This window comes from Acinetobacter sp. YH12233, from assembly GCF_013417725.1.
In the GTDB taxonomy this organism is placed as follows: Bacteria; Pseudomonadota; Gammaproteobacteria; order Pseudomonadales; family Moraxellaceae; genus Acinetobacter.
The window spans coordinates 1-24,869 of sequence record NZ_VPDK01000004.1; the positions used below are offsets into that span (position 1 = coordinate 1).

22 protein-coding genes and 1 pseudogene are annotated in these 24,869 nt (G+C 42.7%); 13 read left to right on the forward strand and 10 right to left on the reverse strand.

Annotation, left to right across the window (positions count from 1 at the left end):
* Window positions 1-227: 227 nt before the first annotated feature.
* On the reverse strand, window positions 228-1,409 hold the full coding sequence (locus FTV12_RS03035; RefSeq protein ID WP_166139384.1) for a helix-turn-helix domain-containing protein: 1,182 nt from the start codon (window positions 1,407-1,409) through the stop codon (window positions 228-230).
* Between the two features lie 207 nt (window positions 1,410-1,616).
* Between FTV12_RS03035 and FTV12_RS03040 the strand changes: the two genes are divergently transcribed.
* Together FTV12_RS03040 and FTV12_RS03045 are read left to right on the forward strand one after the other, a co-directional pair.
* Entirely contained in the window at window positions 1,617-3,128 is a 1,512-nt protein-coding gene (locus FTV12_RS03040) for an aldehyde dehydrogenase family protein (protein WP_180014192.1), read from the forward strand.
* 500 nt (window positions 3,129-3,628) lie between these two features.
* On the forward strand, window positions 3,629-3,856 hold the full coding sequence (locus FTV12_RS03045; RefSeq protein ID WP_125279759.1) for a hypothetical protein: 228 nt from the start codon (window positions 3,629-3,631) through the stop codon (window positions 3,854-3,856).
* Between the two features lie 10 nt (window positions 3,857-3,866).
* On the opposite strand, the gene bioB is transcribed toward FTV12_RS03045, so the two are convergent.
* The 3 genes from bioB to queG form a co-directional block, all read right to left on the reverse strand.
* Complete coding sequence (gene bioB / locus FTV12_RS03050; protein WP_179993091.1) at window positions 3,867-4,868, reverse strand: biotin synthase BioB; 1,002 nt, start codon at window positions 4,866-4,868, stop codon at window positions 3,867-3,869.
* Window positions 4,869-5,007: 139 nt separating this feature from the next.
* Entirely contained in the window at window positions 5,008-5,226 is a 219-nt protein-coding gene (locus tag FTV12_RS03055; RefSeq protein WP_005236211.1) for a hypothetical protein, read from the reverse strand.
* A 106-nt stretch (window positions 5,227-5,332) separates the two neighbouring features.
* A complete protein-coding gene (queG, locus tag FTV12_RS03060) occupies window positions 5,333-6,427 on the reverse strand; it encodes a tRNA epoxyqueuosine(34) reductase QueG (RefSeq protein WP_159124491.1) in 1,095 nt (364 codons plus the stop codon).
* Window positions 6,428-6,450: 23 nt separating this feature from the next.
* Between queG and FTV12_RS03065 the strand changes: the two genes are divergently transcribed.
* Window positions 6,451-7,908 (forward strand): NAD(P)H-hydrate dehydratase, encoded by a 1,458-nt coding sequence (locus FTV12_RS03065; RefSeq protein WP_180033480.1) that lies wholly within the window; start codon window positions 6,451-6,453, stop codon window positions 7,906-7,908.
* A gap of 11 nt (window positions 7,909-7,919) precedes the next feature.
* Entirely contained in the window at window positions 7,920-8,201 is a 282-nt protein-coding gene (locus tag FTV12_RS03070) for an acylphosphatase (protein ID WP_180002180.1), read from the forward strand.
* On the opposite strand, the gene ruvC is transcribed toward FTV12_RS03070, so the two are convergent.
* Entirely contained in the window at window positions 8,198-8,743 is a 546-nt protein-coding gene (gene ruvC, locus FTV12_RS03075; protein WP_004784062.1) for a crossover junction endodeoxyribonuclease RuvC, read from the reverse strand. The two genes, FTV12_RS03070 and ruvC, sit on opposite strands and share 4 nt — an antisense overlap.
* Before the next feature lie 125 nt (window positions 8,744-8,868).
* Between ruvC and FTV12_RS03080 the strand changes: the two genes are divergently transcribed.
* Together FTV12_RS03080 and FTV12_RS03085 are read left to right on the forward strand one after the other, a co-directional pair.
* Window positions 8,869-9,435: an FxsA family protein gene (locus FTV12_RS03080; RefSeq protein ID WP_159124495.1), complete on the forward strand. Its 567-nt coding sequence runs from the start codon at window positions 8,869-8,871 to the stop codon at window positions 9,433-9,435.
* Window positions 9,436-9,555: 120 nt separating this feature from the next.
* On the forward strand, window positions 9,556-10,194 hold the full coding sequence (locus FTV12_RS03085) for a LysE family transporter (RefSeq protein WP_180033481.1): 639 nt from the start codon (window positions 9,556-9,558) through the stop codon (window positions 10,192-10,194).
* A 5-nt stretch (window positions 10,195-10,199) separates the two neighbouring features.
* On the opposite strand, the gene FTV12_RS03090 is transcribed toward FTV12_RS03085, so the two are convergent.
* Entirely contained in the window at window positions 10,200-10,400 is a 201-nt protein-coding gene (locus tag FTV12_RS03090) for a hypothetical protein (RefSeq protein WP_005236199.1), read from the reverse strand.
* A 126-nt stretch (window positions 10,401-10,526) separates the two neighbouring features.
* Entirely contained in the window at window positions 10,527-10,775 is a 249-nt protein-coding gene (locus tag FTV12_RS03095; protein ID WP_004784054.1) for a hypothetical protein, read from the reverse strand.
* 459 nt (window positions 10,776-11,234) lie between these two features.
* Between FTV12_RS03095 and FTV12_RS03100 the strand changes: the two genes are divergently transcribed.
* Window positions 11,235-12,635, forward strand: coding sequence for a serine hydrolase (locus FTV12_RS03100; protein ID WP_180033482.1), 1,401 nt, complete (start codon window positions 11,235-11,237; stop codon window positions 12,633-12,635).
* Window positions 12,636-12,711: 76 nt separating this feature from the next.
* Here FTV12_RS03100 and ahpF read toward each other — a convergent pair whose 3' ends face one another.
* On the reverse strand, window positions 12,712-14,277 hold the full coding sequence (gene ahpF / locus FTV12_RS03105) for an alkyl hydroperoxide reductase subunit F (RefSeq protein WP_180033483.1): 1,566 nt from the start codon (window positions 14,275-14,277) through the stop codon (window positions 12,712-12,714).
* Between the two features lie 233 nt (window positions 14,278-14,510).
* Between ahpF and FTV12_RS03110 the strand changes: the two genes are divergently transcribed.
* Window positions 14,511-14,729, forward strand: a complete 219-nt coding sequence (locus FTV12_RS03110) for a DUF1653 domain-containing protein (protein WP_166139403.1) — start codon at window positions 14,511-14,513, stop codon at window positions 14,727-14,729.
* Window positions 14,730-14,772: 43 nt separating this feature from the next.
* Window positions 14,773-15,363, forward strand: coding sequence for an O-methyltransferase (locus tag FTV12_RS03115; protein WP_166139405.1), 591 nt, complete (start codon window positions 14,773-14,775; stop codon window positions 15,361-15,363).
* A gap of 16 nt (window positions 15,364-15,379) precedes the next feature.
* Here the strand turns inward: FTV12_RS03115 and FTV12_RS03120 are convergent, their stop codons facing one another.
* Both FTV12_RS03120 and ahpC read right to left on the reverse strand, forming a co-directional pair.
* Window positions 15,380-15,586, reverse strand: a complete 207-nt coding sequence (locus FTV12_RS03120; RefSeq protein WP_004784043.1) for a KTSC domain-containing protein — start codon at window positions 15,584-15,586, stop codon at window positions 15,380-15,382.
* Between the two features lie 294 nt (window positions 15,587-15,880).
* Window positions 15,881-16,444, reverse strand: a complete 564-nt coding sequence (ahpC, locus tag FTV12_RS03125) for an alkyl hydroperoxide reductase subunit C (protein WP_004784041.1) — start codon at window positions 16,442-16,444, stop codon at window positions 15,881-15,883.
* A 362-nt stretch (window positions 16,445-16,806) separates the two neighbouring features.
* Between ahpC and hrpA the strand changes: the two genes are divergently transcribed.
* The 4 genes and pseudogenes from hrpA (at window position 16,807) to FTV12_RS03145 (ending at window position 24,802) form a co-directional block, all read left to right on the forward strand.
* Window positions 16,807-20,727 (forward strand): ATP-dependent RNA helicase HrpA, encoded by a 3,921-nt coding sequence (gene hrpA / locus FTV12_RS03130; RefSeq protein ID WP_179992420.1) that lies wholly within the window; start codon window positions 16,807-16,809, stop codon window positions 20,725-20,727.
* A gap of 30 nt (window positions 20,728-20,757) precedes the next feature.
* Entirely contained in the window at window positions 20,758-21,867 is a 1,110-nt protein-coding gene (locus FTV12_RS03135; RefSeq protein WP_004784039.1) for a beta-ketoacyl-ACP synthase III, read from the forward strand.
* Window positions 21,868-21,881: 14 nt separating this feature from the next.
* Window positions 21,882-22,641 (forward strand): annotated as a pseudogene (locus FTV12_RS03140) (1-acyl-sn-glycerol-3-phosphate acyltransferase).
* 154 nt (window positions 22,642-22,795) lie between these two features.
* A complete protein-coding gene (locus tag FTV12_RS03145) occupies window positions 22,796-24,802 on the forward strand; it encodes a hypothetical protein (protein ID WP_180033484.1) in 2,007 nt (668 codons plus the stop codon).
* Window positions 24,803-24,869: the final 67 nt, after the last annotated feature.

Sequence of the window (24,869 nt, forward strand, 5' to 3'; positions counted from 1 at the left end):
ACTTTCAACTTTTGCCAGTGTTGATCTGTCAGCATGGTACGAGGCATAGCGAATAGTAAAATTGGGTTTGGCGATTTGATTTTACTACTTCGCTATTTTTTTAAGCTAAAAGTGTCAACACACCCTAGTTAAATGCTTTTTATATTTTTATAAGTTGGAATCTTCTCAATGGAAGATAGCCGTAATTATCTTGCTAACAAGAAGCCAAACAAGAAATGATCTGATTTTTAAATATCCTGAAATTTAAGCAGGGTTTGATGTGCTGGATGACCTTTTGGCATCAGTTCAATCAGACGTTCAACCGCATCAATTGCTTCAGGAAAACGTGCTACATGTTTCAGCAGCACATCAGTTTCATTGGCTTTGAAAATAGCATCACTGAGACGTGATTCCAGACAATCCCGCCATGCACATAAAAATGGGCTTTCAGTTTTTGCCAGAAAAACTCCAGTATAAAGTTTTAAGGCTGAATCGATATAACCTGCATCTAAAGACTGTTCGGTTTGCAGGAAGTCTGCTTCAACATGCGCCAGCAATCGATAAGGGCGCGAACCAAGCATACCGCCCAGAATATCTCGTAACTGTGACATTTCAGCTTTTAGCGTACCCATGCTGACTTTACGTTCGCCATAAAGTGCCTGATGCAAGTGATCCAGACTTAAACCTTGTGGGAATAAAGCCAGAATAGCGAGAATTTCAGTCTGGCGTGGGGTTATGGTCAGGGTTTTACCATTAAAAATGACCTGCGGGACAGAAAAGGCACGAATATATAAACGCTGTTTTTGCGATTCCAGTAAAGCAGATTGAATGATGGATGCACAACGTTCGGCTGCTAATAGCCCTAAGCTATTATGTTTTTGCCAGTGGGTGGACAGATCAATAACCCCTAGAATCTGTTTGGAATAAGGATCAATAATGGGGGAGGCATAACAGACTAGATCCTGCACGGAAGGCATGTAATGTTCGCTGGAAAACACGCAGCTCGATTGTTGGGTTTTGATCGACAGGGCAAGGGCATTGGTCCCGACCAGTTCCTCACGCCACTGACCGCCTTCAACTAAGTGAATATTATCAGCAATTGTGCGCAATTCAGGGCAGGAGGCCCGCCATAGTACCGTACTGCCAATATCTCCAACGGCCAAAACCATAGAGGACTGTTCGGCAATATGCCTCAAACTTTCAGCACAATGTTCCAAGGCATGACTTAAAGCCGAAGAAGTGCTGATTTGTTTTATATCTGTTAATGGGGCAGCCAGACGATTTTTGGGAATCTCGGCTAAAGAAGAGCGTTGCCAGGAGCTAACGATGCTCTGTTCGAGTTGTGCTGCATGTGAAGGCGATAAACTGCTGCTTTGACGAAGCTGATCAATTTTTTGCCTTTGTTGTATCAAGCTCTGTTCTGTCATCATTCCTTATTCTCACAATAATTCATGATTTACATCCAAATGTAATTATTATTGTTTTTATGAGGAATCAAAAGAAATGTAAATCGGTTGAGTGCCAACCTTTCTCCAACCTTATAACGCGTATGTTAACTAAATAGAGTACGGATGTACCTTATACCAAAGCTGTAGATGCAGCATTTTTAAAGATTAAAATAAGCAAAGGAAATACATATGCGTTATATCGATCCGAACCAGCCTGGCTCAAAAGTTCATTTCAAAGCCCAGTATGACAACTTTATTGGTGGGCAATGGGTGCCGCCAGTCAAAGGCGAATACTTTGATAATATTTCTCCTGTAGATGGCAAGCTGTTTACCAAAGTGCCACGTTCTAGCGTGGAAGATATTGAACTGGCGCTGGATGCTGCGCATAAAGCTAAAGCACAATGGAATAAATCATCTCCAACGACTCGCTCTAACATTCTGCTCAAAATTGCTGATCGTCTCGAAGCCAATCTGGAACTGCTGGCGGTGGCTGAAACCTGGGACAATGGCAAGCCAATCCGTGAAACCCTGGCTGCTGATATTCCTTTAGCGATTGATCACTTCCGCTATTTCGCCGGCTGTATCCGTGCGCAAGAAGGCGGCATTTCTGAGATTGATGAAGATACCATTGCCTACCATTTCCATGAGCCTTTAGGTGTGGTTGGTCAGATCATTCCATGGAACTTCCCGATCTTGATGGCAGCATGGAAATTGGCACCGGCTTTGGCCGCAGGCAATTGTATCGTTCTGAAACCGGCAGAGCAGACCCCGGTCAGTATTCTGGTACTGGCTGAACTGATTCAGGACCTGTTACCTGAAGGTGTATTAAACATCGTGAATGGCTATGGTGTTGAAGTCGGCCGTCCACTGGCTGTGAATCCGCGTATTGCCAAAATTGCCTTCACTGGTTCGACTGCTGTAGGTCAGCAAATCATGCAATATGCCACTGAAAATATTATTCCGGTGACACTGGAACTTGGTGGTAAATCACCAAATATTTTCTTTGAAGATGTCATGGCGCAGCAGGATGATTATCTGGAAAAAGCACTGGAAGGTTTCACCATGTTTGCCTTGAACCAAGGGGAAATCTGTACCTGTCCATCACGTGCTTTGGTCCAGGAAAGTATTGCTGATCAGTTCCTGGAACTGGCAATCGATCGGGTTAAACGTATTAAAACTGGTCATCCACTCGATACTGAAACCATGATTGGTGCGCAGGCATCGCAGGAACAGCAGGACAAGATTCTGGGGTGTATTGCAACAGGTCGCGGCGAAGGTGCAGAAGTGCTTGTTGGTGGCGGTGTACGTCAGGAAGTCGGGCAAGGCTTCTACATTGAACCGACCATCTTTAAAGGCACCAATAATATGCGTACCTTCCAGGAAGAAATTTTTGGGCCGGTACTGGCAGTAACCACCTTTAAAGATTTTGATGATGCCATCAAGATTGCCAACGATACGATTTATGGCCTAGGTGCTGGTGTCTGGTCACGTTCGGCACATACCTCGTATCGCGCTGGCCGTGCCATTGAAGCGGGTCGTGTCTGGACCAACTGCTATCATATCTATCCGGCCCATGCAGCCTTTGGTGGTTACAAGAAATCTGGGATCGGTCGTGAAAACCACAAGATGATGCTGGATCATTACCAGCAGACCAAAAACCTGTTGGTGAGTTATTCAACCAAGCCAGCTGGTTTCTTCTAAATAAAAGCAAAAAAGCGAACTTCGGTTCGCTTTTTTTATAGTAGAGAATCTTTAATAAGTGGTATTTGAGATATAGATCACAGATGCTAATTAAAAGCATGAATCAATTGAAATTTAACTTTATCGGAAAGTTGAAAAAATGAATGAAATAGGTTTTACATTTTGAAAAATTCTGGTTATAAGTTAGAGGTGGTTTTTATCCAGAACAACAAATCGACACTCAGGAAGGGTGCCTAAAGAAGCGTATTTTAAAAATGATGAAACGGGAGTTTTATAATGCTTCAACTACTGAAAAAACTATTCTGCTTGCACATTTATGAATACCAGCAAATGGAGGAAATTGGGGCAGATTGGGAATGCCGCAAATGTGGTACCCAAAGAGATTAAAAAATACTGCAAGAAAAAGTGAGCGATATGCTCACTTTTTTATATCCATTATATTTAATCTAAACTCATATCCATTAAAATCATTACCAGTACCACATGATGAGAAGGCTTAAATGAGCAAAGATTTCCATGCCAAAACCTATATTGTAGATGAAAATCTGGCTGACACTTTACACTGGTTAAGCCTGCATCAGGACTGTTATGACTCTTTTAGTTTTGATGCACTGACGCAGGAACTGGTCGTACATCATGCCAATGGAACAGACCAGATCCGGATCGGTGATTATCTCAATGCCAGTTATGGCATTTTAATTACTGCACATAACTTTTCAGCATCTTGAATTATTTCAATTAACTTGCCATTGCATCAGTCGCCAATGCGCGGATGCTTGGCTTAGGTTGTTCTGCTACCAGTCCCAATTTTTCAAAGAGCTGCTGGTCACGACCTTTGGCTGTATTTGGAGTCGTTAGCAGTTTTTCGCCTGAGAAAATCGAGTTGGCACCCGCCATAAATGCTAATGCCTGATCTGAGTCAGTCAGTGATTCACGGCCTGCCGAAAGACGAATATAACTTTTTGGCATCAGAATGCGGGCCACTGCAATAGTTCGAATCCATTCAATCACATCCAGTTTTTCAACATCTGCCATCGGTGTGCCTTCGATTGGCACCAGCATATTGATAGGCACAGATTCCGGATGAATTGGAAGGGTAGAAAGCTCAAACAATAAACCGATCCGGTCATTACGACTTTCACCTAAGCCGACAATGCCACCACTACACACTTTTAAACCCGCTTGACGCACATGATCCAGTGTATCCAATCGGTCATCAAAACTGCGGGTACTGATAATATGTGAATAGTATTCACGTGACGTATCCAGATTGTGGTTGTAATAATCCAGTCCTGCATCTTTCAGGCGTTCTGCCTGTGAGGCATTCAGCATGCCTAAAGTCATACAGGTTTCGAGTCCCAGTGCTTTGACTTCACGTACCATGTCCAGTACATAAGGCATATCACGTTCATGCGGATTACGCCACGCTGCTCCCATACAGAAACGTGAACTGCCAGAGGCAAGAGCTTCTTTTGCTTCCTGAATTACTTTTTCTACTGCGATTCGTTTTTCCGCTTCGAGTTTGGAGTCATAATGTGCGGACTGAGAACAGTATTTGCAATCTTCTGGGCATTTACCGGTTTTAATAGAGAGCAGGGTACTGACCTGAACGGCATTGGCATCAAAATATTGACGATGAACCTGTTGAGCCTGAAAGAGCAAATCCATTAAAGGTTGTTGATACAGGGCCTCAATTTCTGCACGAGACCAATCATTACGTATCGGATCAATACTGTTCATCTGTCCATCCTTGTTCATATTTATTTATCAGGCTCCATCTTAAGTAAAAGTATCGCCATCTTCATTAGCAAAATATGACCTTATAGAAAAAACAAAACCCACACAAGGTGAGCTTTGTAGTTGAACTCTTGATCGGAGTTTATTCACGATGATTTCCGTGAATATTCTGGTTTTGTAAATCACTACGATGTTGCTTGTTTAATACACGTTCATCTTGTTCGTGCTGATTATTTTTTGGAGAGCCAAGCGGGCCATGTTGTGACTGCTGCTGTTGCTGTTGTTGCTGCTTCTGGTGTTGATGTTGCAACTCTTCAAGCTGTTCCTGATTTTGATGTTGTGTATCAGATGACTTTTGCATATCCACCTCCGGCTTTATTTCTATTCTTTTTCCTTTATGCCATAGCTTGCACAGTAACTGTGTAAGGCTTTGACGAGAAAATGTGAACCGAAGTAAAAATTGAAAATTACCGGGATTTTGCCAGTTGTTCCTGTATGGCCCAGTCAATATGAACTTGTACAATCTCATCATGTTGATTCTGCTGAGCTTGTAATGCCTGGACAATCTGTGGATCAAAAGGCGCATTACCCAAGCCGATCGCAATATTGCGCATAAAGCTCTGATAGCCGGTACGGCGTAATGGACTGCCTTCAGTTGAGCTTAAAAATGTAGCTTCATCCCATTGCCAGAGATCCAGTAAACTCACTTGATCCAGTCCATGTCGGGGGTGAAAATCTTCAATATTAGTTTTTTGAGCAAAGCTGTTCCACGGACAAATCAACTGACAATCATCGCAACCGAAGACCCGGTTACCAATCCCTCGACGTAACTCCTCTGGAATGATCCCTTTATACTCAATGGTTAAATAAGCAATACAGCGACGTGCATCCAGCATATACGGTTCAACAATAGCCTGTGTCGGGCAAATATCAATACAGGCTGTGCATGAACCACAATGTTTGCTTGCAGGCTCATCAAAGGGTAGTTCCAGTGAGCTAAACAGCTCACCTAAAACAAAGAAAGACCCGGATTTTTTATGGATTAATAAAGTATGTTTACCGGTCCAGCCCATGCCCGCACTTTCGGCCAGGGATTTTTCAAATACAGGAGCAGAGTCTGCAAAGGGGCGAGATTCAAATTCACCGACTTTTTCCCGAATTTTAGAAGCCAGCATTTTTAGGCGCCCGCGCATGGTCTTATGATAGTCACGACCACGGGCATAACGGGCAATAATCGCAGAATTTGGTGCATAGGGCACTAGACGCGGTTCTGGAAGATCGACCAGATAATCCATTCGTACACAGATCACGGATTTGGTATTGGGAATAAGCAGTGTGGGATCGGCACGTTTTTCCAGATTTTCTTCCAAAAACTTCATATCACCGTGATAGCCGCGGTCTAAATATTCCTGCAAGCGGACTAATTCTGCTTGAGCATCCGGTTGGGCAATGACACAATCAGAAAAACCCAGTTCTCGTGCCTGCGCTTTGATCCACGCTTTCAGTTCATGGGGATCTTGTTGATAAACTTGGATTTGCGCTTGGGAATCGGGTGTTGTCATAAACCAGAAACAGGAAATAAGAAATGCAGCAGCAAGTTTATCATAGCCGCAATATACAAGCATGGGAGCAGCGCTGGTTTGGCAAGCAAAATAGTTCTTATGGTTTGATGCAACAGGTAGCATGGTCGATTGCGCAGCGACTCATCCCTTTGTTGGAACAACAGCAATTGACCCGAATCGCTGTGTGTTGCGGTCAGGGTAATAATGCCGGTGATGGTTATCTGATAGGTAAATATTTAAAACAGGCCGGTTTTGAAATAGATATTTATGCAGCAGAACCCGATCCATCACAGGATCTGGCTCAAGCAATCCGGGAAACTCAGCAAATCGGTATACCCACTTATTCAGGTTTTAATTTTCAGAAACAATATGATGTCTATATTGATGCCTTATTTGGGATCGGCTTGAACCGTGATCTGAATGAAAATTGGCAACAGATTATTCAAAGCATTAATGCCCAGCAAGGTCTTAAAATTGCAGTGGATATTCCAAGCGGACTGCATGCCAATACAGGCCAGTCTTTGCCGGTTGCCATTAAGGCAGATCATAGTTTTACTGTTTTAGGTTTAAAGGCGGGACTATTTACCGGACGAGGCAAAGAATATGCCGGCAAGGTAGAGGTCATCTCGGTTATTCCTCCCGATGCTGAACTTGTGCCGATAGCTCAAATTTCCTCGACTCAAATTCATCTGCCTAAACGTGAAGCTTTTGGACATAAGGGCAGTTATGGGCATGTGCTCGTAATTGGGGGGCATGCCGATATGGGCGGTGCGGTCATTATGGCAGCTGAGGCAGCCTTTGCTGCCGGTGCAGGTAAGGTCACTGTGGTTTGTGATGCCAAACATCATACTGCCATTTTGTCACGTACTCCGAATATCATGCTGCGTGATATTAATGCGCTAGATGCTGAGCAACGCCAAGCTTTAGTTCGTCATGTGGATGCTGTCTGTTTTGGTATGGGGTTAGGACGAGATACTTGGGCTGAACAGCAATATAAATACTGGTTTGACCTGATTCAGCAATCAGAACTGGAGACAGTTCTCGATGCAGACGCCTTGTGGTTTCTGGCAAAATCACCACAAAAGTTGAATGCCCATACTTATGCAACACCACATCCGGGTGAAGCGGCTACTTTGTTAGAAATGAAAGCATCAGAAGTCGAAGCAGATCGTATTCAGGCAATTCAACAGCTCCAGCAAAAATATCAGGGACAATGGGTGCTCAAAGGTTCAGGTAGCCTGATTTTAGAAGATGCTCTTTTCATCTGTACCGCAGGCAATGCCGGTATGGGAACCGGAGGAATGGGAGATGTACTTGCTGGCATGATCGCAAGTTTGAAAGCCCAATTTAAAGATGCCACCCATTTACATGAAATCGTAACTTTGCACGCACTTGCCGGTGATGTATTGGCGAAAAAAGGTGAACGTGGCTTGCAGGCGCAAGATATGAAACATGCCATTTACCAGGTTGTGAACCACTAAGGACAATAAAAATGCAGGCCATTCATTTGATCATTCAGGGCAAAGTGCAGGGCGTGGGCTACCGTCGCTGGTTTGAACAACAGGCAATTCAATTAGGTTTAAAGGGTTTTGTGCGTAATCTGGAAACAGGCGAAGTCGAGGCTGTCATTGTTGGGAAGGAAGCGATTGTTCAGGACATGATCCAGCTCAGCAGAACTGGATCACAACGTGCAGAAGTCACTGCAATTCATCAGCAGAGTTTGAATCTTCAAGACGCGGATTTTCAGGATTTTAAAGTATTAACTAAAGACTAACGACGACGGGTGCTGACCCGGCTGCGTCCGCGTGCCATACCGCCTAAGGCATTCAATACGGCCATTTTACTCATGCTGCCTGAAGCATGAGCATGACAAATCGCAGCAGCAAGTGCATCGGCAGCATCTTGTTGCGGTTTGATTGTCAGGTTCAGAATACGCATAACCATCATCTGAACCTGTTCTTTGTCTGCAGCGCCATAGCCCACAACAGACTGTTTGATCTGCCGTGCCGTATATTCGGCAACTTTCAGATCCAGATTCACCAAGGCTGCGACTGCCGCACCACGAGCCTGACCCAGTTTAAGAGCAGAATCCGGATTTTGTGCCATAAACACCTGTTCCACCGCAGCCTCGGTCGGGCCGTAAAATTTGACAATCCGTTCGACACCAGCAAAGATTCGTTTTAAACGTTCAGGCATTTCCGCTGTTTCAGTTCTAATCGTTCCTGCATCAACAAAAGTGAGTTTTGAACCTTCTTTTTGGATGATACCGTAACCTGTTAGACGCGAACCGGGATCAATCCCAATAATTAATGACATGCCTGCACTTTAAAAATAAAATAATGCCCATATTGTTACATAAGCGTATCAAAAAAGCTTGATCCTGATGAAGCAGTTGATTACAGCATCCTAATATTTATTTTACTGAGATTAGATTAATTTTCATGAAATTATTTCTTATTATCCTGGCCGGCTTAGTCCTCGAAGTATTTGTATGGATTGGCGTGGGTGACCTTGTCGGGAGCATGTGGTACGTATTTTTCTGGTTCGTGGCGGCTTTCTTTATCGGTATGAACCTGATCCGGAAATATTCGGCCGGTGTAATGCCACAAATGCAGCAAATGCAGATGGGACAGATGAGTGCAGATCCGGCATTATCAAATAATTTGCCTAAAATCTTAGCCGGCTTTTTCCTGCTGATTCCTGGTTTGATTAGTGATGTACTTGCGGTATTAATGCTGATTCCACCTGTACAACGTGCTTTCCAGGCAGCCATGATGAAAATGATGATGAAACGTCAGCAAGCCATGATGGAAAAAATGATGGGTGGCATGATGGGCGATGTCGGTGGCGGCGCAGGCCAAAACCCTTTTGCTGAAATGATGCGTCAAATGCAAGATATGCAGAACCAGCAGGGTGGTCATGGTGATTCAACCATTATTGATGGTGAAGCTCGTGAAGTGACCCCGGAAGCCAAGAAAATTGAAATGAAAGATGTGAACAAGAAATAAAATCACGCTTTCAATATAAATACTTCAAGCCGAATCTCATGATTCGGCTTTTTTATTGGAACTTTCTAATTTCATTAAACAAAAGTTATAATAGTTTTTTTACCATTTGATCTTTTTTAAATGTCCTTGCTTTTTACCATCTGTTTTCTGCATTTTGTTGCTCAATTAAGCCCGGGTCCTGACATTTTACTTATCGCAAAAAGTGCTGCTTCTACGACACGTATGAATGCCTTAAAGGTGATTTCCGGAATTTCAGCGGGGATCGTGGTTTGGGTGATATTGACGCTAGCTGGCTTTACCGTACTGATCGATCAGTTTCCCTGGATTCAGCAAGTATTGATGGTCATCGGTGGGCTATTTTTGGCCAAAATGGGCTGGGCCATGCTAAAAGGTGGATGTCAAGGTTTTCAGAACAGGCATCAAGCTCAAGATGATTTAAATACGGTAGAAACACCAAAAAGTTACTTTATGCAGGGTTTATTGACTAATCTGTCGAATCCTAAAACCCTGATCTATTTCAGTAGCGTATTTTCACTTGCACTGAGCTCATCAGCTTCTGATTATTTAAAAGCGCAACTGGCAGTGATTATTCCGCTGCAAACCTTTATTACTTTTACTTTACTGATGCTATTAATTTCCCATCCCAAAATTAAAGAGGCTTACCAGCGATCAGGAAGTTATATCGATATGATTTCAGGCGGGTTATTCCTGATTTTTGCAGTCTGGTTATGGTATGACGCGCTAGTTCTAATGAACTAAAAATCTTAATTTGATGGAGTGACAGAGGAGTTTTCGTTAGAAAGCTGCTGTGCAGCGGAAGCGTCAGAAACTGGATGATCCTGTTTCTGCACTGGAGACTGATAACGATTCGGTTTAAGGGTGGCCTCAGTATTTTCCGAACCCTGATAACTGCGACTGCGATTGGCACGCTCACGTAAGCCGCCTTTTTTAATTAACTGAACCATTTTCATCTCTCACTGCAAGATGACTTATTGTAATTCAAATTTTCTATTCTGGCAGCGTTTCATATTCAAGTTAAAAACGCATAAAAAAGACCTGATCCAAGTCAGGTCTTGCTGGAGGATAAAAAATTAGCGCGGACGTTTATTATCTTGTTGCAGCACATCAAATAAAGACGACTGAGCTGGCACTTCCTGCTGCTGTGACTGGATATAAACATGCATTACCTTGAACGCGATTGCAGTAACCAGACAGGCCACCAGACATAAAATCCAAAAACCATAAGGGCTGCGAATATTATGTGAGCCACAGGCATGACATTCTTTTTGGCCAGCTTCCACAACTTTATCGCAGCACGCACAGTGATATTGATAGTACATTGCTAAGCTCCATTACATTTCTGATATTTTTTTTGTTATCTTTCACGGACTTTTATTTCAGGTCTGCATGTCATGTTAATGATGCAATTAGACGCTGACAAGTCATATAACAAAAAGTTACCCAAGTCTCAGTGAGGAAAACAAATAATAATTGGCTAAGTACATAACATCATTAAGTTATTCCGAGAAATTTCTCTGGAATAATTAACTATGCTATCTATCAATTCATAAGCAATTTTTGAACCAGTTCGAGTGGAGCTTAAGAACAACAAGTATAAAATGGGAAATAGACAGGGCAAAAACTTGGATGAATTGATCTGCCCTAAAAAATAGAATGATATGGAATATATTTTGCTTATTTTTTAACTATTCGTTGCACTGTATTAAGTCTATAAAAATGTTTAATTTCAATAATTTTTATGAAAGTGCCCTATAAACTTAAGGAACAATACTGATCTCATGAAGAAAATATCACTGTTTTTATCATCCTTGCTCTATATGAGCAGTCTTTATGCACAATCGGATATTGAAAAGGAAGTTATTGCCCAGTTTCAGCAGGATTTTAATGCGCAAAATTATGCAGCAATTTTTGAAAAGTTTTCACCTGAAGCGAAAAAGGCGATTCCTTTAAATATGTTTGAAAAAGTCTCTAAAGACTTACAGCAGCAACTCGGCAAAATACAAAGTCTTAAGTATATAGAGTCTAAAGGTAAAGAGACTGCAGTCTATAAGGCCAACTTTGAAAAAGACCGTCTGAAACTCAGCATGAGTTTGAATAATGATCAACAGATTTCCGGCCTTTTATTTACGCCCTATATCGAATCTACCGCAGCAAATAATAAGACAGTCAATGCTATTCAAGGCTATCCAAAAGCGATTGCAGAGAAAATTTATCAGGCTACTCGTACTTTTCCAGAACAAACTCAAGTAGCGATAGCGGTATTAGATCAGGACAAACCCCATTACTATGGAGTACAGAAGCATAAGGACAAAATCCAGGCCCAGGCCAATCAGGATAAAATCTTTGCAATTGGTTCTCTGACCAAAGTGATGACATCAACCATATTGGCTGAACTGGTGACACAAAATAAAATTAAACTGGATGACAAGATTAATCCTTATTATGCCTTTCCATTCAAGGACAATATCCAGGTTCGCTTTCAGGATTTAGCCAATCATACGTCTGGACTGCCACGACTACCGAGTAATTTGGAAGTAGATGATGATACTGATCCATATAAGGAATATGATGCAGCTAAACTGGAAGAATATTTAAAAAATTCCTTAGAGCTTGAACATGCAAATAACAGTGGAAAAGTGCCACATTATTCTAATTTGGCTGTGGCTTTATTGGGACAGAGTTTGAGTCAATCGCAAAATAAGGATTTTGCTGAGTTACTCAATGAATATGTCTTTAAAAAGTATGGGATGAAACATAGCTATACCTCGCCTGATCAAGCAGCTAAGCAACTTGTGTCTGCATTTGATGCCCAAGGAAAAGAAATCACCACCTGGGCATTTGATACCTTTTTACCTGCGGGCGGTGTACTCTCTACAGCTTCAGATTTAACCAGATTTGCACAAGCTCAACTCGATGCAAAAAATGCGGCAGTACAATTAACTCAGCAAGCAACCACAGAACAAGCAGGTAGCTACCAATTGGGATTGGGCTGGTTTGTGCGAGAACAGGAAAATGGCACCAAAATCATCTGGCATGGGGGAAATACCGCAGGGCATTCTGCTATTTTGATGATTGATTTAAACAAGAAAAAGGCGGTCACGATTTTAGCTAATGTTGCTGCTGTACATCCTGAAATGGGAAATATTGAAAAACTGGCTGCTCAACTTTTACAGGAATAAGTCAGCTTTAAGATATCTTTAAGATATAAAAAAAGCCCGCATTGCGCGGGCTTTTTTAATTCATGAATTTTAAATCTTACTGACCAGAGCGAATGATGTAATCGAAGGCAGATAATGATGCTTTGGCACCTTCACCAGTCGCGATGATGATCTGTTTGTAAGGAACGGTGGTACAGTCACCTGCAGCAAACACACCTTTCACATTGGTTTCGTTGCGCTCGTTAATCACAATCTCACCACGGTTAGTTAACTCAACATCGGTTCCTTTCAGGAAGTCGGTGTTTGGCAACAAACCGATCTGAACGAAGATACCTGCCAATTCAACAGTGTGCTCTTCATCAGTTGCACGGTCTTTGTATTTCAACGCTGTGACTTGTGAACCATCACCGATCACTTCGGTAGAAAGCGCATTTTTGATTACGGTGGTGTTTGGCAAGCTGTTCAGTTTGTCCTGCAATACCTGATCCGCACGAAGTTTAGTATCGAACTCAACCAGCGTTACATGCTCAACAATACCTGCAAGGTCAATCGCAGCTTCTACACCGGAGTTACCACCACCAATTACCGCAACACGTTTACCTTTGAACAATGGACCATCACAGTGTGGGCAGTAAGCCACGCCACGGGTTTTGTATTCTGCCTCACCTGGAACATTCATTTCTCTCCAGCGTGCACCGGTAGATAAAATCACAGTTTTAGATTCAAGTTTGGCACCATTTTCTAAAGTCACTTCTACCAGACCATTGGCTGTGCGATCTGCACCTTTGATGTCAGACACGCGTTGCAGGTTCATGATGTCAACACCGTATTCACGCACGTGTGCTTCCATTTCAGCGGCAAATTTCGGACCTTGGGTTTTTTGCACTGATGTGTAGTTTTCAATGTCCATGGTATCCATCACCTGACCGCCCATGCGTTCAGCCACGATGCCAGTTTTGATGCCTTTACGTGCTGCATAGATCGCTGCAGTATTCCCTGCAGGTCCACCACCAATCACTAGGATATCAAATGCATCTTTGGCATTCAGTTTTTCCGCGTCTTTGGCTGCGGCATTGGTATCCAGTTTGGCAATGATTTCTTCCAGCGTCATACGACCCTGACCGATATGTTCATTGTCCTGGAAGACCATCGGTACGGCCATGATTTTACGTTCTTCCACTTCGTCCTGGAAGAAAGCCCCATCAATCATGGTGGCTGTTGTACCCGGGTTATAGATAGCAATCAGGTTCAATGCCTGAACAACATCCGGACAGTTATGACAGCTGAGTGAGACAAATACATCAAAGTCAGATTTGATGCCCAAACCTTTAATCGATTCCAGAACTTCGGCAGAGACTTTTGGTGCATAGCCTGAAGTTTGCAGCAATGCCAGAATCAGGGAAGTAAACTCATGGCCCATCGGCAAGCCTGCGAAGAACACACGAGGCTGTTCACCGGCTTTTGCCACACCAAAGCTTGGTGCACGTTTGTTGGTACCGTCAAAACGGGCAGTCACTAGATCAGAAAGCTGGGCGATTTCCTCAACCAGTTCTTTGATTTTGGCTGATTTGTCAGAGCCATCCAGAGTTGCCACTAATTCAATCGGGCCTTCCAAACGTTCAAGTAGTGTTTTTAATTGAGCTAAAGTATTTTGATCTAACATTGCTAACGTCTCCAAAGGAGTAAGAATTCATTCGATAAGTAGATACTAAGCTAAATCGATAAATAGATAAAACAGTTTGTTTTTATAAATTTAATCGGTTTTGCAAATGTATTGAAAAATTCATGATTAATTTCAAGCTTATATCTGGGTGCTTAGCATGAATTTTCAAGTAGTTTAGAATGATATTGCTCTTTTTCGGTTAAGATTGGAATTCTGCATTTGAGAGTTGAACGATGGAATTACAACGCGGTATTTATCAACATTATAAAGGCAAGCTTTATCAGGTCCTGCATATGGCAAGGCATAGTGAAACAGAAGAAAAACTAGTGGTTTATCAATGCCTTTATGGGGACTATTCAATTTGGGTACGACCACTATCCATGTTTACTGAACGTATTATCACCAGTGATGATCGTGAAGTAGAACGCTTTAAATTGGTTCAGGCACTTTAATCAATCCATAAAAAATTTATTTAGATCACCTCAGGGAAGAGCAATGAATCAATTACAACATTTTGAAAGTTTTATGCAGGAACTGTATAAGACCTTTCATGCGCATGATCTTCAGCAAACTGAACGTCTGCAACGTTATCGAAATATTGAGCCTGAATCAGGCCGATTTTTATCATTACTCATTCGTGCCCAGCAGTCCAAACGTATTCTGGAAATTGGGACTTCTACAGGCTATTCCACTTTATGGCTGGCCGAAGCTGCCCGGCAGACTCAAGCGATGATTACAACATTAGAAATAGATGCAGAAAGAGTTGCGCAGGCCGAGCAGTATGCAAATCAGCTAGGCTTAAAGGATTTGATTGATTTTAAAGTGACAGATGCCTTGTATTATCTGCAAGCTGAGCAGGACGTATTTGATTTTATATTGTTAGATGCGGAACGTGATGCTTATGTGGATTATTGGACCCATTTGGCCCGATTGCTCAAGCCAAAAGGTGGAGTATTGCTGGTGGATAATGTGATTTCACATGCTGCGGAAGTAGAAGAATTTATTCAGCTGATCCAGCAGGATTCAGGTTTTATCATGAGTACATTGCCGATTGGAGCTGGCTTACTCATAGTGACTTATCGTTAAGCAGAAATTAGTTAAATTAAAACAGGCAAACTCGGTCGAAATGTAAGTTGTATTCAAGATATTTCTGTACAAAGGCCATTTTATCTTGTCGTCTTAACAGGTTGTCATAAACAAATTCGGGAACAGGATGGTAGAGCTCTATATCGCCATTGCTATAAATGATTTTCAGGTGGCGGCTAGAAGGACTATAAGCCCATGAGATCACGGTTAGCAGTTTTTGCATACGTTTTCCTCCACTGAATATTATTATCTTATGTCTTGAACTTATGCCAACTGACATTGAAGATGTATAACTGAATTGTAAGCATAAGTAGGGGATTGTTATGGAGAGGATGCAATATGCATGCCTGATTTTTATATGATCTTTAAAGTGAAAAATAAAGATTTGGCAGGATGGCTTTAGATAGAAGAAAAAGGAAAATAAAACGTTTGGCCAATAGAGCAATCAAATAAATGTTCAAATAAAAAAACCACGCTAAAAGCGTGGTTTTTTTAAATCAGTTCAATCTAATACAGATTAGATTTTACCAACTAGGTCGATTGAAGGAGCAAGAGTTGCGTCGCCTTCTTTCCATTTAGCTGGGCAAACTTCGCCTGGGTGAGCGTGTACATATTGAGCTGCTTTAACTTTACGAAGAAGTTCTTGAGCATCACGACCGATACCGCCAGCGTTGATTTCAACGATTTGGATTTTACCTTCTGGATCGATCACGAAAGTACCACGGTCAGCAAGGCCGTCAGCTTCGATTAGTACGTCGAAGTTTTTAGCAAGAGTCCAAGTAGGATCGCCAACCATTACGTATTGGATTTTTTTGATTTCTTCAGAAGAATCGTGCCAAGCTTTGTGAGTGAAGTGAGTGTCAGTAGAAACTGAGTAGATTTCAACGCCTAATTTTTTGAATTCTTCGTAGTTGTCAGCAAGGTCGCCAAGTTCAGTTGGGCAAACGAAAGTGAAGTCAGCTGGGTAGAAGAATACTACAGACCATTTACCTTTAAGGTCAGCTTCTGTTACTTCGATGAATTTACCATTTTGGAACGCAGTTGTTTTGAACGGTTTAACTTCAGTATTAATTAAGCTCATCATTGTCTCCATGATTGAGGTTTGTATTTAATTTCCAATAGGGTACAGAAATTATTTTTCTTGCTGAAACAGTATTTTTACATAACATACATCGGAAAAACCGAATTAAGCTAAAAATAAAACACCATCAGCACAAACAGCATTGCTCTTGATATAAATGATTCAACCGTAGAATGGTGAATACATCATGACAAGACTCACCCCGATTTAATGCCTATTCAGACATGATGCCGCAAGCAGTAAAATTCAAGGGCAAAAATTAAAAAATTATAAAAATATTCAAAATGGCCGTTCTTTCGCTTAGGGGCAATACAGCGTAAAATAGCTGCCTATTGTCTTTTTTTATATCAGGTGTTTTCTCAGTGCAGAGTCCTTTAAATGTAGATCAGCTCGTTATGGCGCGTGACCGTCATCGTTTAAATCGACTCCAAAAAGGTAAAGATGCCAACCAAAAGCAATATCAAGAATTATTTGAAAAATCGCATGCCAAAGTCATGCAGCGTATCGAACGCATTCCCAATATCAAGCTGAATCAGGATCTGCCTGTTACCCAGTATGCAGACAAGCTGATTGAAGCGATCCAGCAACATCAGGTCATTATTGTGGCTGGTGAAACCGGTTCCGGTAAAACTACGCAATTACCACAAATCGCCATGCTGGCAGGTCGAGGCCTGACTGGTCTGATTGGCCATACCCAGCCACGTCGTCTAGCTGCGCGTAGCGTCTCACAGCGTATTGCAGAAGAAGTTGGCGAGAAACTGGGTGAGTCAATTTCCTTTAAAGTCCGTTTTAATGAACAGGGCTCGCAGGATTCGATCGTCCGTTTGATGACGGATGGTATTTTATTGGCAGAGCTGGCCAATGACCGGTTCCTGACCAAATACGACACCATTATCATCGATGAAGCGCATGAACGTTCGCTGAATATCGATTTCATCATGGGCTATCTCAAGCAGCTCTTGCCGCGTCGTAAAGATCTAAAAGTGATCATTACCTCGGCAACGCTGGACGTAAACCGTTTCAGTAACTACTTCAATGGCGCACCGATCTATGAAGTGGAGGGACGTAGCTATCCGGTAGAAGTGCGTTATCGTCCAATTTCTGAAATGAGCATTGTCGGCAGTGATGACGACGAGTTTGATGATTTTGAAGAAAATCTGCCACGCGCAGTGGTTGCAGCAGTAGAAGAATGTTTTCAGGATGCACAGGAAAAAGGTCATCCGGAACATGCTGATATCCTGATTTTTGCCAGTACCGAACAGGAAATTCGTGAACTGCAGGAAACCTTGATCAAGCATGGTCCGCGCCATACTGAAGTACTTCCTTTGTATGCGCGTCTGGCACTGGCTGAACAGCAAAAAATCTTTAATCCATCGGGCGGCGGTCGACGGATTATTATCGCCACCAACGTAGCAGAAACAGCATTAACTGTTCCGAATATTCGTTATGTGATTGATAGCGGTTTTGCCCGTATTTCCCGTTATAACTATCGTTCACGGGTGCAGCGTTTACCGATCGAAGCGGTTTCTCAAGCTGCTGCCAATCAGCGTAAAGGCCGTTGTGGCCGTATTGCGCCAGGCGTCTGTGTTCGTCTGTACAGTGAAGAGGACTTTTTAAGTCGTCCTGAATTTACCGAACCTGAGATTAAACGGACCAATCTGGCATCCGTTATTTTACAGATGCAAAGTCTGGGCCTAGGTTCACTGGAAGATTTTGATTTCATTGAGCCACCAGATCACCGCCTGGTCAATGATGGTCGCAAGCTCTTGATTGAGCTTGGGGCAATGACAGAGAAAAATCTCCCTAAAGTTGCCGACGAAAAGCAGTCGGGAACTTCTTCCCCCTTTAATAAAGGGGGAACACAAGGGGGATTAACCAAGATCGGTCAGCAAATGGCAAAAATGCCAATTGATCCACGTCTGGCGCGAATGATTCTTGGCGGTGCCCATTTTGGTGCACTGAATGAAGCTTTGGTAATTGTCGCGGCGCTGGCAGTACAAGACCCACGTGAACGTCCTGCGGATAAGCAGATGCAGGCTGATCAGAAACATGCCTTGTTCCGTGAAGCAGATTCAGATTTCCTGTTTTATATCAAGCTCTGGGATACCCTGCATAATAACTGTGAAAGTATGAGCGAAAACAAACGTCGTACTTTTGCACGGAATCATTTCCTGAGCTGGTTACGTCTGCGTGAATGGAAGAAAACTCATGAGCAGCTGGTGGATCTGGCTAAAGGCTTAAAACTGTCCTTTAATGAAAAGAAAGCCAGTTATGAAAATCTGCATCGCGCTTTATTGACTGGCTTACTGTCTTTTATTGCCAACAAGACTGATGAACGTAATGTGTTTATGGCAGTTCGTCAGCAGAAAGCACGAATTTTCCCGGCATCAACGCTGCACAAAACCAATACCCCATGGGTGATGGCTTTTGAAATGGTTGAAACCTCGCAGGTGTATTTACGGACTCTAGCGAAAATTGAGCCGGAATGGATTCTGCTAGCTGCGCGTGACTTGCTGAAACATCACTATTTTGAGCCGCACTGGTCGAAAAAAGCAGGTGTAGTCAATGCCTATGATCAGATTTCGTTATTCGGCCTGATCATCGAGCCGAAGCGTCCGGTCAATTATGAGAAAGTGGATCAGCCTGCTGCGCATGAAATCTTCCTGCGTGATGCACTGACCACTGGAAATCTCGGTATTAATCCCCCATTCCTGAAGCATAATTTGCTGAAACTGGAAGAAGTGGAACGGGTAGAAGACAAGCTACGCCGTCGTGACTTGGTCGTGGATGAAGAAACCATTTACCAGTTTTATGCCTCCAAAGTGCCGCCAGAAGTGGCGAGTCGCCGTAGTTTTGAAGACTGGCGTGCCACGGTAGAGCCACATGATCCACGTTATCTGTTTATTGATGATGATGCGCTGTGGCTGAATGATCGTCCAACCACACAACAGTTTCCGGATTATTTACGTAATGGTGAATTGCGTCTGGCGACCAGTTACCGTTTTGACCCAAGTCATGATGAAGATGGTGCAACGGTTAAAATCCCGCTGCAGGCTTTGCCGCAGGTCGATGAAAATATCTGGTCATGGGGGGTTCCAGGCTGGCGTCTGGAACTGATCGAAGCTTTATTAAAGACTTTGCCTAAAGATAAACGCCGTAGTCTGGTGCCGATTCCAGATACTGCGAAAAAGCTAGCAGCCCGTATTGATGCGGTAAATTTACGTGAGCATATTTTCAGTTTTCTGGCTTTCCAGTTGCGTGGCGAGCAGATTACAGAAAAAGATTTTAGTCTGGATCGGGTTGAGCAATATCTCTTGCCTTTGATCAAGGTGATAGATGAAAAAGGTCACGTGATTGAACAAGGCCGTGATCTGGCCGAGCTAAAAGCCCGTTGCCGTACTGAAACTCATAGCCCGGTGAAACAGTTAAAAGGTGAATTTAAAACCTTCCCGGAAAACTTTGTCTTTGAAGCATCGCAGAAAGTGACGGGTGTAGTCGTTAAGCAATATCAGGCACTGGTTCCTACCAAAGACTTTGCTGCACTGGAACAGAAAGATGAATCTGGTGTCGTGATTCAGACCTTTAATGATCAGGCTGAAGCCGTCAAACAGCATCGTGAAGGGATCATTCGGCTGGTGCATATGCAGCTCGGAGATCTGGTGCGTCAGCTGAAAAAACAGATTTCCAAACCGCTGGCACTGGCATATTCACCGCTTGGCGATAAGGCCCAACTGGAGCAAATGTTAGTTTATGCCACACTCCACCTGTCAATTAATGAGCTGCCTGTCAATATGCAAGAGTTCCAAAAGTTGGTAGAGGATGTAAAAAAATCTTTCCTGACTCATGGCCAGACTGCACTGAAAGAAATCACGGATATTTATATCCAGTGGCAGGAAATTCGTCGTAAATTACTGGTTTTAGACCCATCTATATTTGGAAAAAATATTGATGATATTGAGGATCAGCTTGATTTGATGAGTCTTTCTGACTTCGTTTATCGGAAACCTTCCGACGTATGGTCAGAATTTCCACGTTATTTGAAAGCCCTGATCTTGCGTTTAGAGCGCTTGCCAAATAACCTACAGAGGGATGATTCCGCCATTGACCAAATTGATCCGTGGATGGAAAAATTATTTAAGTTTAAAAATGACGCTCGCCTTAAAGAATTGTATTTTATGGTTGAGGAGTTAAGGATCTCATTGTTTTCTCAACCGATGAAAACGAAAACACCCATTTCTCCAACTCGCCTGCAAAAAGTATGGGAACGTCTTGGAATCAGTTAAGATATAGGTCATTTTGAGAAGGAGTTTTACATGGGCATCCGTATTACGGGTACTGGCTTGTTCCATCCGGAAGATGTCATTACCAATGAAGAGTTAGTTGAAAGTTTAAATGCTTATGTGGAACTGTATAATCACGAAAATGCAGATAAAATCGCTGCAGGCGAATTAGATGCGCGTCGTGGTTCTAGCGCAGAATTTATTGAAAAAGCGTCAGGCGTACAACGCCGTTATGTGTCAGAAAAAACTGGCATCCTCGATCCAAAACGTTTACGTCCAAATCTACGTGAACGTTCAGATGATGAAATTTCCCTTCAGGCAGAATGGGGCGTGATCGCAGCAAAACAGGCGATGGAAAATGCTGGTGTCACTGCTGAAGATATCGATGTTGTGATCCTGTCATGTTCAAATCTGCAACGTGCTTATCCTGCGGTTGCGATTGAAATCCAGACTGCTCTGGGTATTCAAGGTTATGCGTATGACATGAACGTCGCATGTTCAGCAGCAACTTTTGGTTTAAAACAGGCTGCCGATGCCATCAAAGCAGGTGCACGTCGTGTATTGCTGGTAAATGTCGAAATTACCTCTGCACATACCGATTTCCGTTCACGTGACTGTCACTTTATTTTTGGTGATGTCGCAACTGCATCGATCATTGAAGATACTGAAACTAAAACCGGTTTCGAGATTCTGGATACATCATTATTTACCCAGTTCTCAAACAATATCCGCAATAACTTCGGTTTCCTGAATACGTCTGAAAATGCAGATATTGACGACAAACGTTTCCGTCAGGACGGTCGTAAGGTATTTAAAGAAGTGTGTCCACTGGTTGCCAAGATGATTACTGCTCAACTTGAGAAAAATCATATTGCACCTACAGATGTAAAACGCTTCTGGTTGCACCAAGCCAATGCCAGCATGAATGAACTGATTCTGAAACTGGTAGTGGGTAAAGAAAATGCCAAACCAGGTCTGGTACCTATCATTCTGAATGAGTTTGCCAATACTTCCTCCGCAGGTGTCATCATTGCCTTACATCGTACTGCAAATGAAGTTGAAGACGGCGAATATGGCGTACTGTGTTCATTTGGTGCAGGCTATTCAGTGGGTTCAATCCTGGTACAAAAACGCGTGGCGTAAGCCGGGAGTATATTTTGCAGGTCAAGCATGACGCAGCATGGATCAGGCGCTTAAGTGCCTTATCCAAACTGTATTTCACGCCTACTTTTTTAGGGGCTGAAAATATTGATGCCAGTCGACCTGCAATGTATGTCGGTAATCATTCCATGTATGGCATCTTTGATGCGCCAATGCCGATTGATTACCTGTACAATGAACATCAAGTGGCTGTGGTCAGTATTGCTGATCATAGCCATTTTTATGTGCCGCTATGGCGTGAAGCAGTGAAGAAATTTGGCGCTATTGATGGCATACAGGACTATGTCCGCTCGGCCATGCAGCAAGGCTACTCGATTCTGGTCTTTCCGGGGGGGTGGCCGTGAAGTGCTGAAACGGGAAGGTGAGCAGTATCAGCTGATTTGGAAAGAGCGTTATGGCTTCCTTAAGCTGGCTCAAGAGTTTCAATACGATATAGTCCCTTTTGCTGCACTGGGCGGTGATGAAATCTATGAGATTGGATTTGATGCCAATAAGATCATTCAACATAAGTATTTTCAAAAATTATTAAAAATTCCCCAACTCAATAAATTATTACGTCATGGTGACGTGATTCCTTCCTTACCTAAAAATCTGTTTCCCAAACGCTTGCCTTTTTATTTTCAGTTTATGCCGCGGCAGCCAATTCATCATGTGCAGCACGAGAATGATCTGATTGATTTTCGTGAGTATTTACAACACAAGATCTATCAGGGGCTAGAACTGTTGGCTGACAGACGTCGGCAAGATGAAGTCTAGGTCTTTTCATCATTCCTGCTTTGCTTTACATTGAGATCGAATCGTCTAAAAAATCACCATGCTTCAATTTCTGTAATAGAAAGGAAAAAGCGATTTTAAAGGATTGAAATTCAGTAGGTCTGTAACTCAATAGGGTTAAAACGAAGGGGGAAATATGGAACAGGAGGGTTTGTTACTGCCATTCAGACAGCTCGCTGAACAATGCCTCAGTATTTTTCCTGAGTTAAATCAGCTGTATCTGGATCAAATGGCGCTTATTGGTCATGTGAATGCCCAGAATTTGTTCAGGATTCATCAGGATGAGCATCGAATTGATCTGCTTAATGGCTTATTAAATATACAGCTATATACACCTCAAGATTTAAATCTGGAAAGTCCCCATGCCTTAGCAGAAATGCAGATTGATTCCAGGCTGGCTAAAGCAGAGGCTTTGGAAGAGTTTTTCTTTCAGGATATTTACTTTCTGACTGGGGATTTAAAGCCCCAGCATTCCTTGTTTTTACGTGATAAAGCCAAACAGCTCCGTCAACTTATTATTGATCAAGTCTATATATGGGTTAATGCGCCTGACCGAGTTGCTAATTGCTTAAAACAGATGTCGCTTGTGCAGGCTGAAATCATCGACTCCTTTATGATTAAAGCCGAAGTTTATACTCAGCCTTGTATCAGTAATTGTCTTCAAAGTGGACATGAGATTCCGGCGCATGTTTTAAAACAGCTACAGCAAATCTTTTCCTTGCAATATTTGCAGCCAGATGAGTTTCTATCGATTCAGTCAGTGATGGACAGTCTGGATGCATTCTGTTTCAGTGCGCCTGAGTTTCTGCACCCAGCGACCTACCGGATTATCTCTTTATCCTTTGAAAACCGGTTCAATCTGCATGAGCTGAATGACCATATTGACGATATCCGTTTGCTGTATCGGCATGCCGAAGAGCAAAGTCATCTACTGGGCTTTGTCCGGCTGATGAATCGTGATAGCTGGCATCGGAGTGATCTGCTATCCAAACGCAATTTTCTGGAAAATAATCCTTATTTATGGCAGAAAAAAGTCGCCAAACTTCCTTTATTTGACTGTCATCGGGTAGTGAACTGGTTATTTAAACAGCCTGCGGAAATTTTGGATTGGCTGAGCAGCAATATTCAACATAGCAGTGTGCGGGTGGCGGCAACAGCTTTAAGCTTTATCGATACGCATCATGTTCATCCGCAGATTGTTTTAGCTACCTTGCAATATTTTCAATATATCGCAGCACGTCTGTTTATTGATGATGTTCATCAATATGCCCTTCAGCATCACTGGTTTGAGCATGAGCTGAATCGAACAGTTGTTCTCAAAGGGACGCGTCAGGCTATTGAGGATCATCGTATTGCGATTAGTCCATCGATTTTATATCTGGATGAATGGATCGGATTATTGCGGGATGTAGTGGCAATGGATGATCAGATAACTAAAAGGGTCTATGCCAACTTAAGCCGAGTGATGCAAGCTTATATGCAGCATCTGTATAAGATTACCTGTGATTTGCCTGAGGATGTGCTGGCTTATATTCGGCCTCAAACTCAGCAAGACCGTAATTTTTATAACGTGCTACAACGTAACCAGATTCCATTTGTAGAGTTCAGGAAGCGTTTTTATTTACACGCCCGGCATGTGCGGGAATCCTGTTTTGACGGTTATATCCGCGATTATCTGCCGGAGTATTTTTCTACTCAAACAGAAGTGCCTAAGAATTTAAGCTGGACCAGTTTATTTATGCAGGCAGTTGCCTGGCATGAGCAGATTCAGAAGCAGGAAATTATTGCCAAGCTCAAAAAAGACTTTGCGCTTGCCAGCTGGAGGCCGCTCACACAGGCACATTTTCTACTGTATTTTAATTGGCGTTTTGAGGAGTTGAAAACACTAGAGCGGATTATTGAAGAGGCCAGAATATTCCGGAACTGTCTGGCTGCAAGTTATGCACAGCGTATAGTCGAAGGTGAATATGTGGCTTTTCGCATGTCACATCCTGCCATCAAGTTACCTCTGATTTTAGGCTGCCAGTTGCAGAATGATCAAGTCATCTTTGACCAGCTTGAGTACCCAAATAATCAAAAAGCGGAAGTTGAATATATCAATATTGCCCAGCATTTTATTAACTGGTTAAACCTGCAGGCTTGACCGGATTCAGTGCTTTTCTATCCGTGAAGCTTAACTTTTCCGGCAAAAATCGTTAGGCTATAGCCGT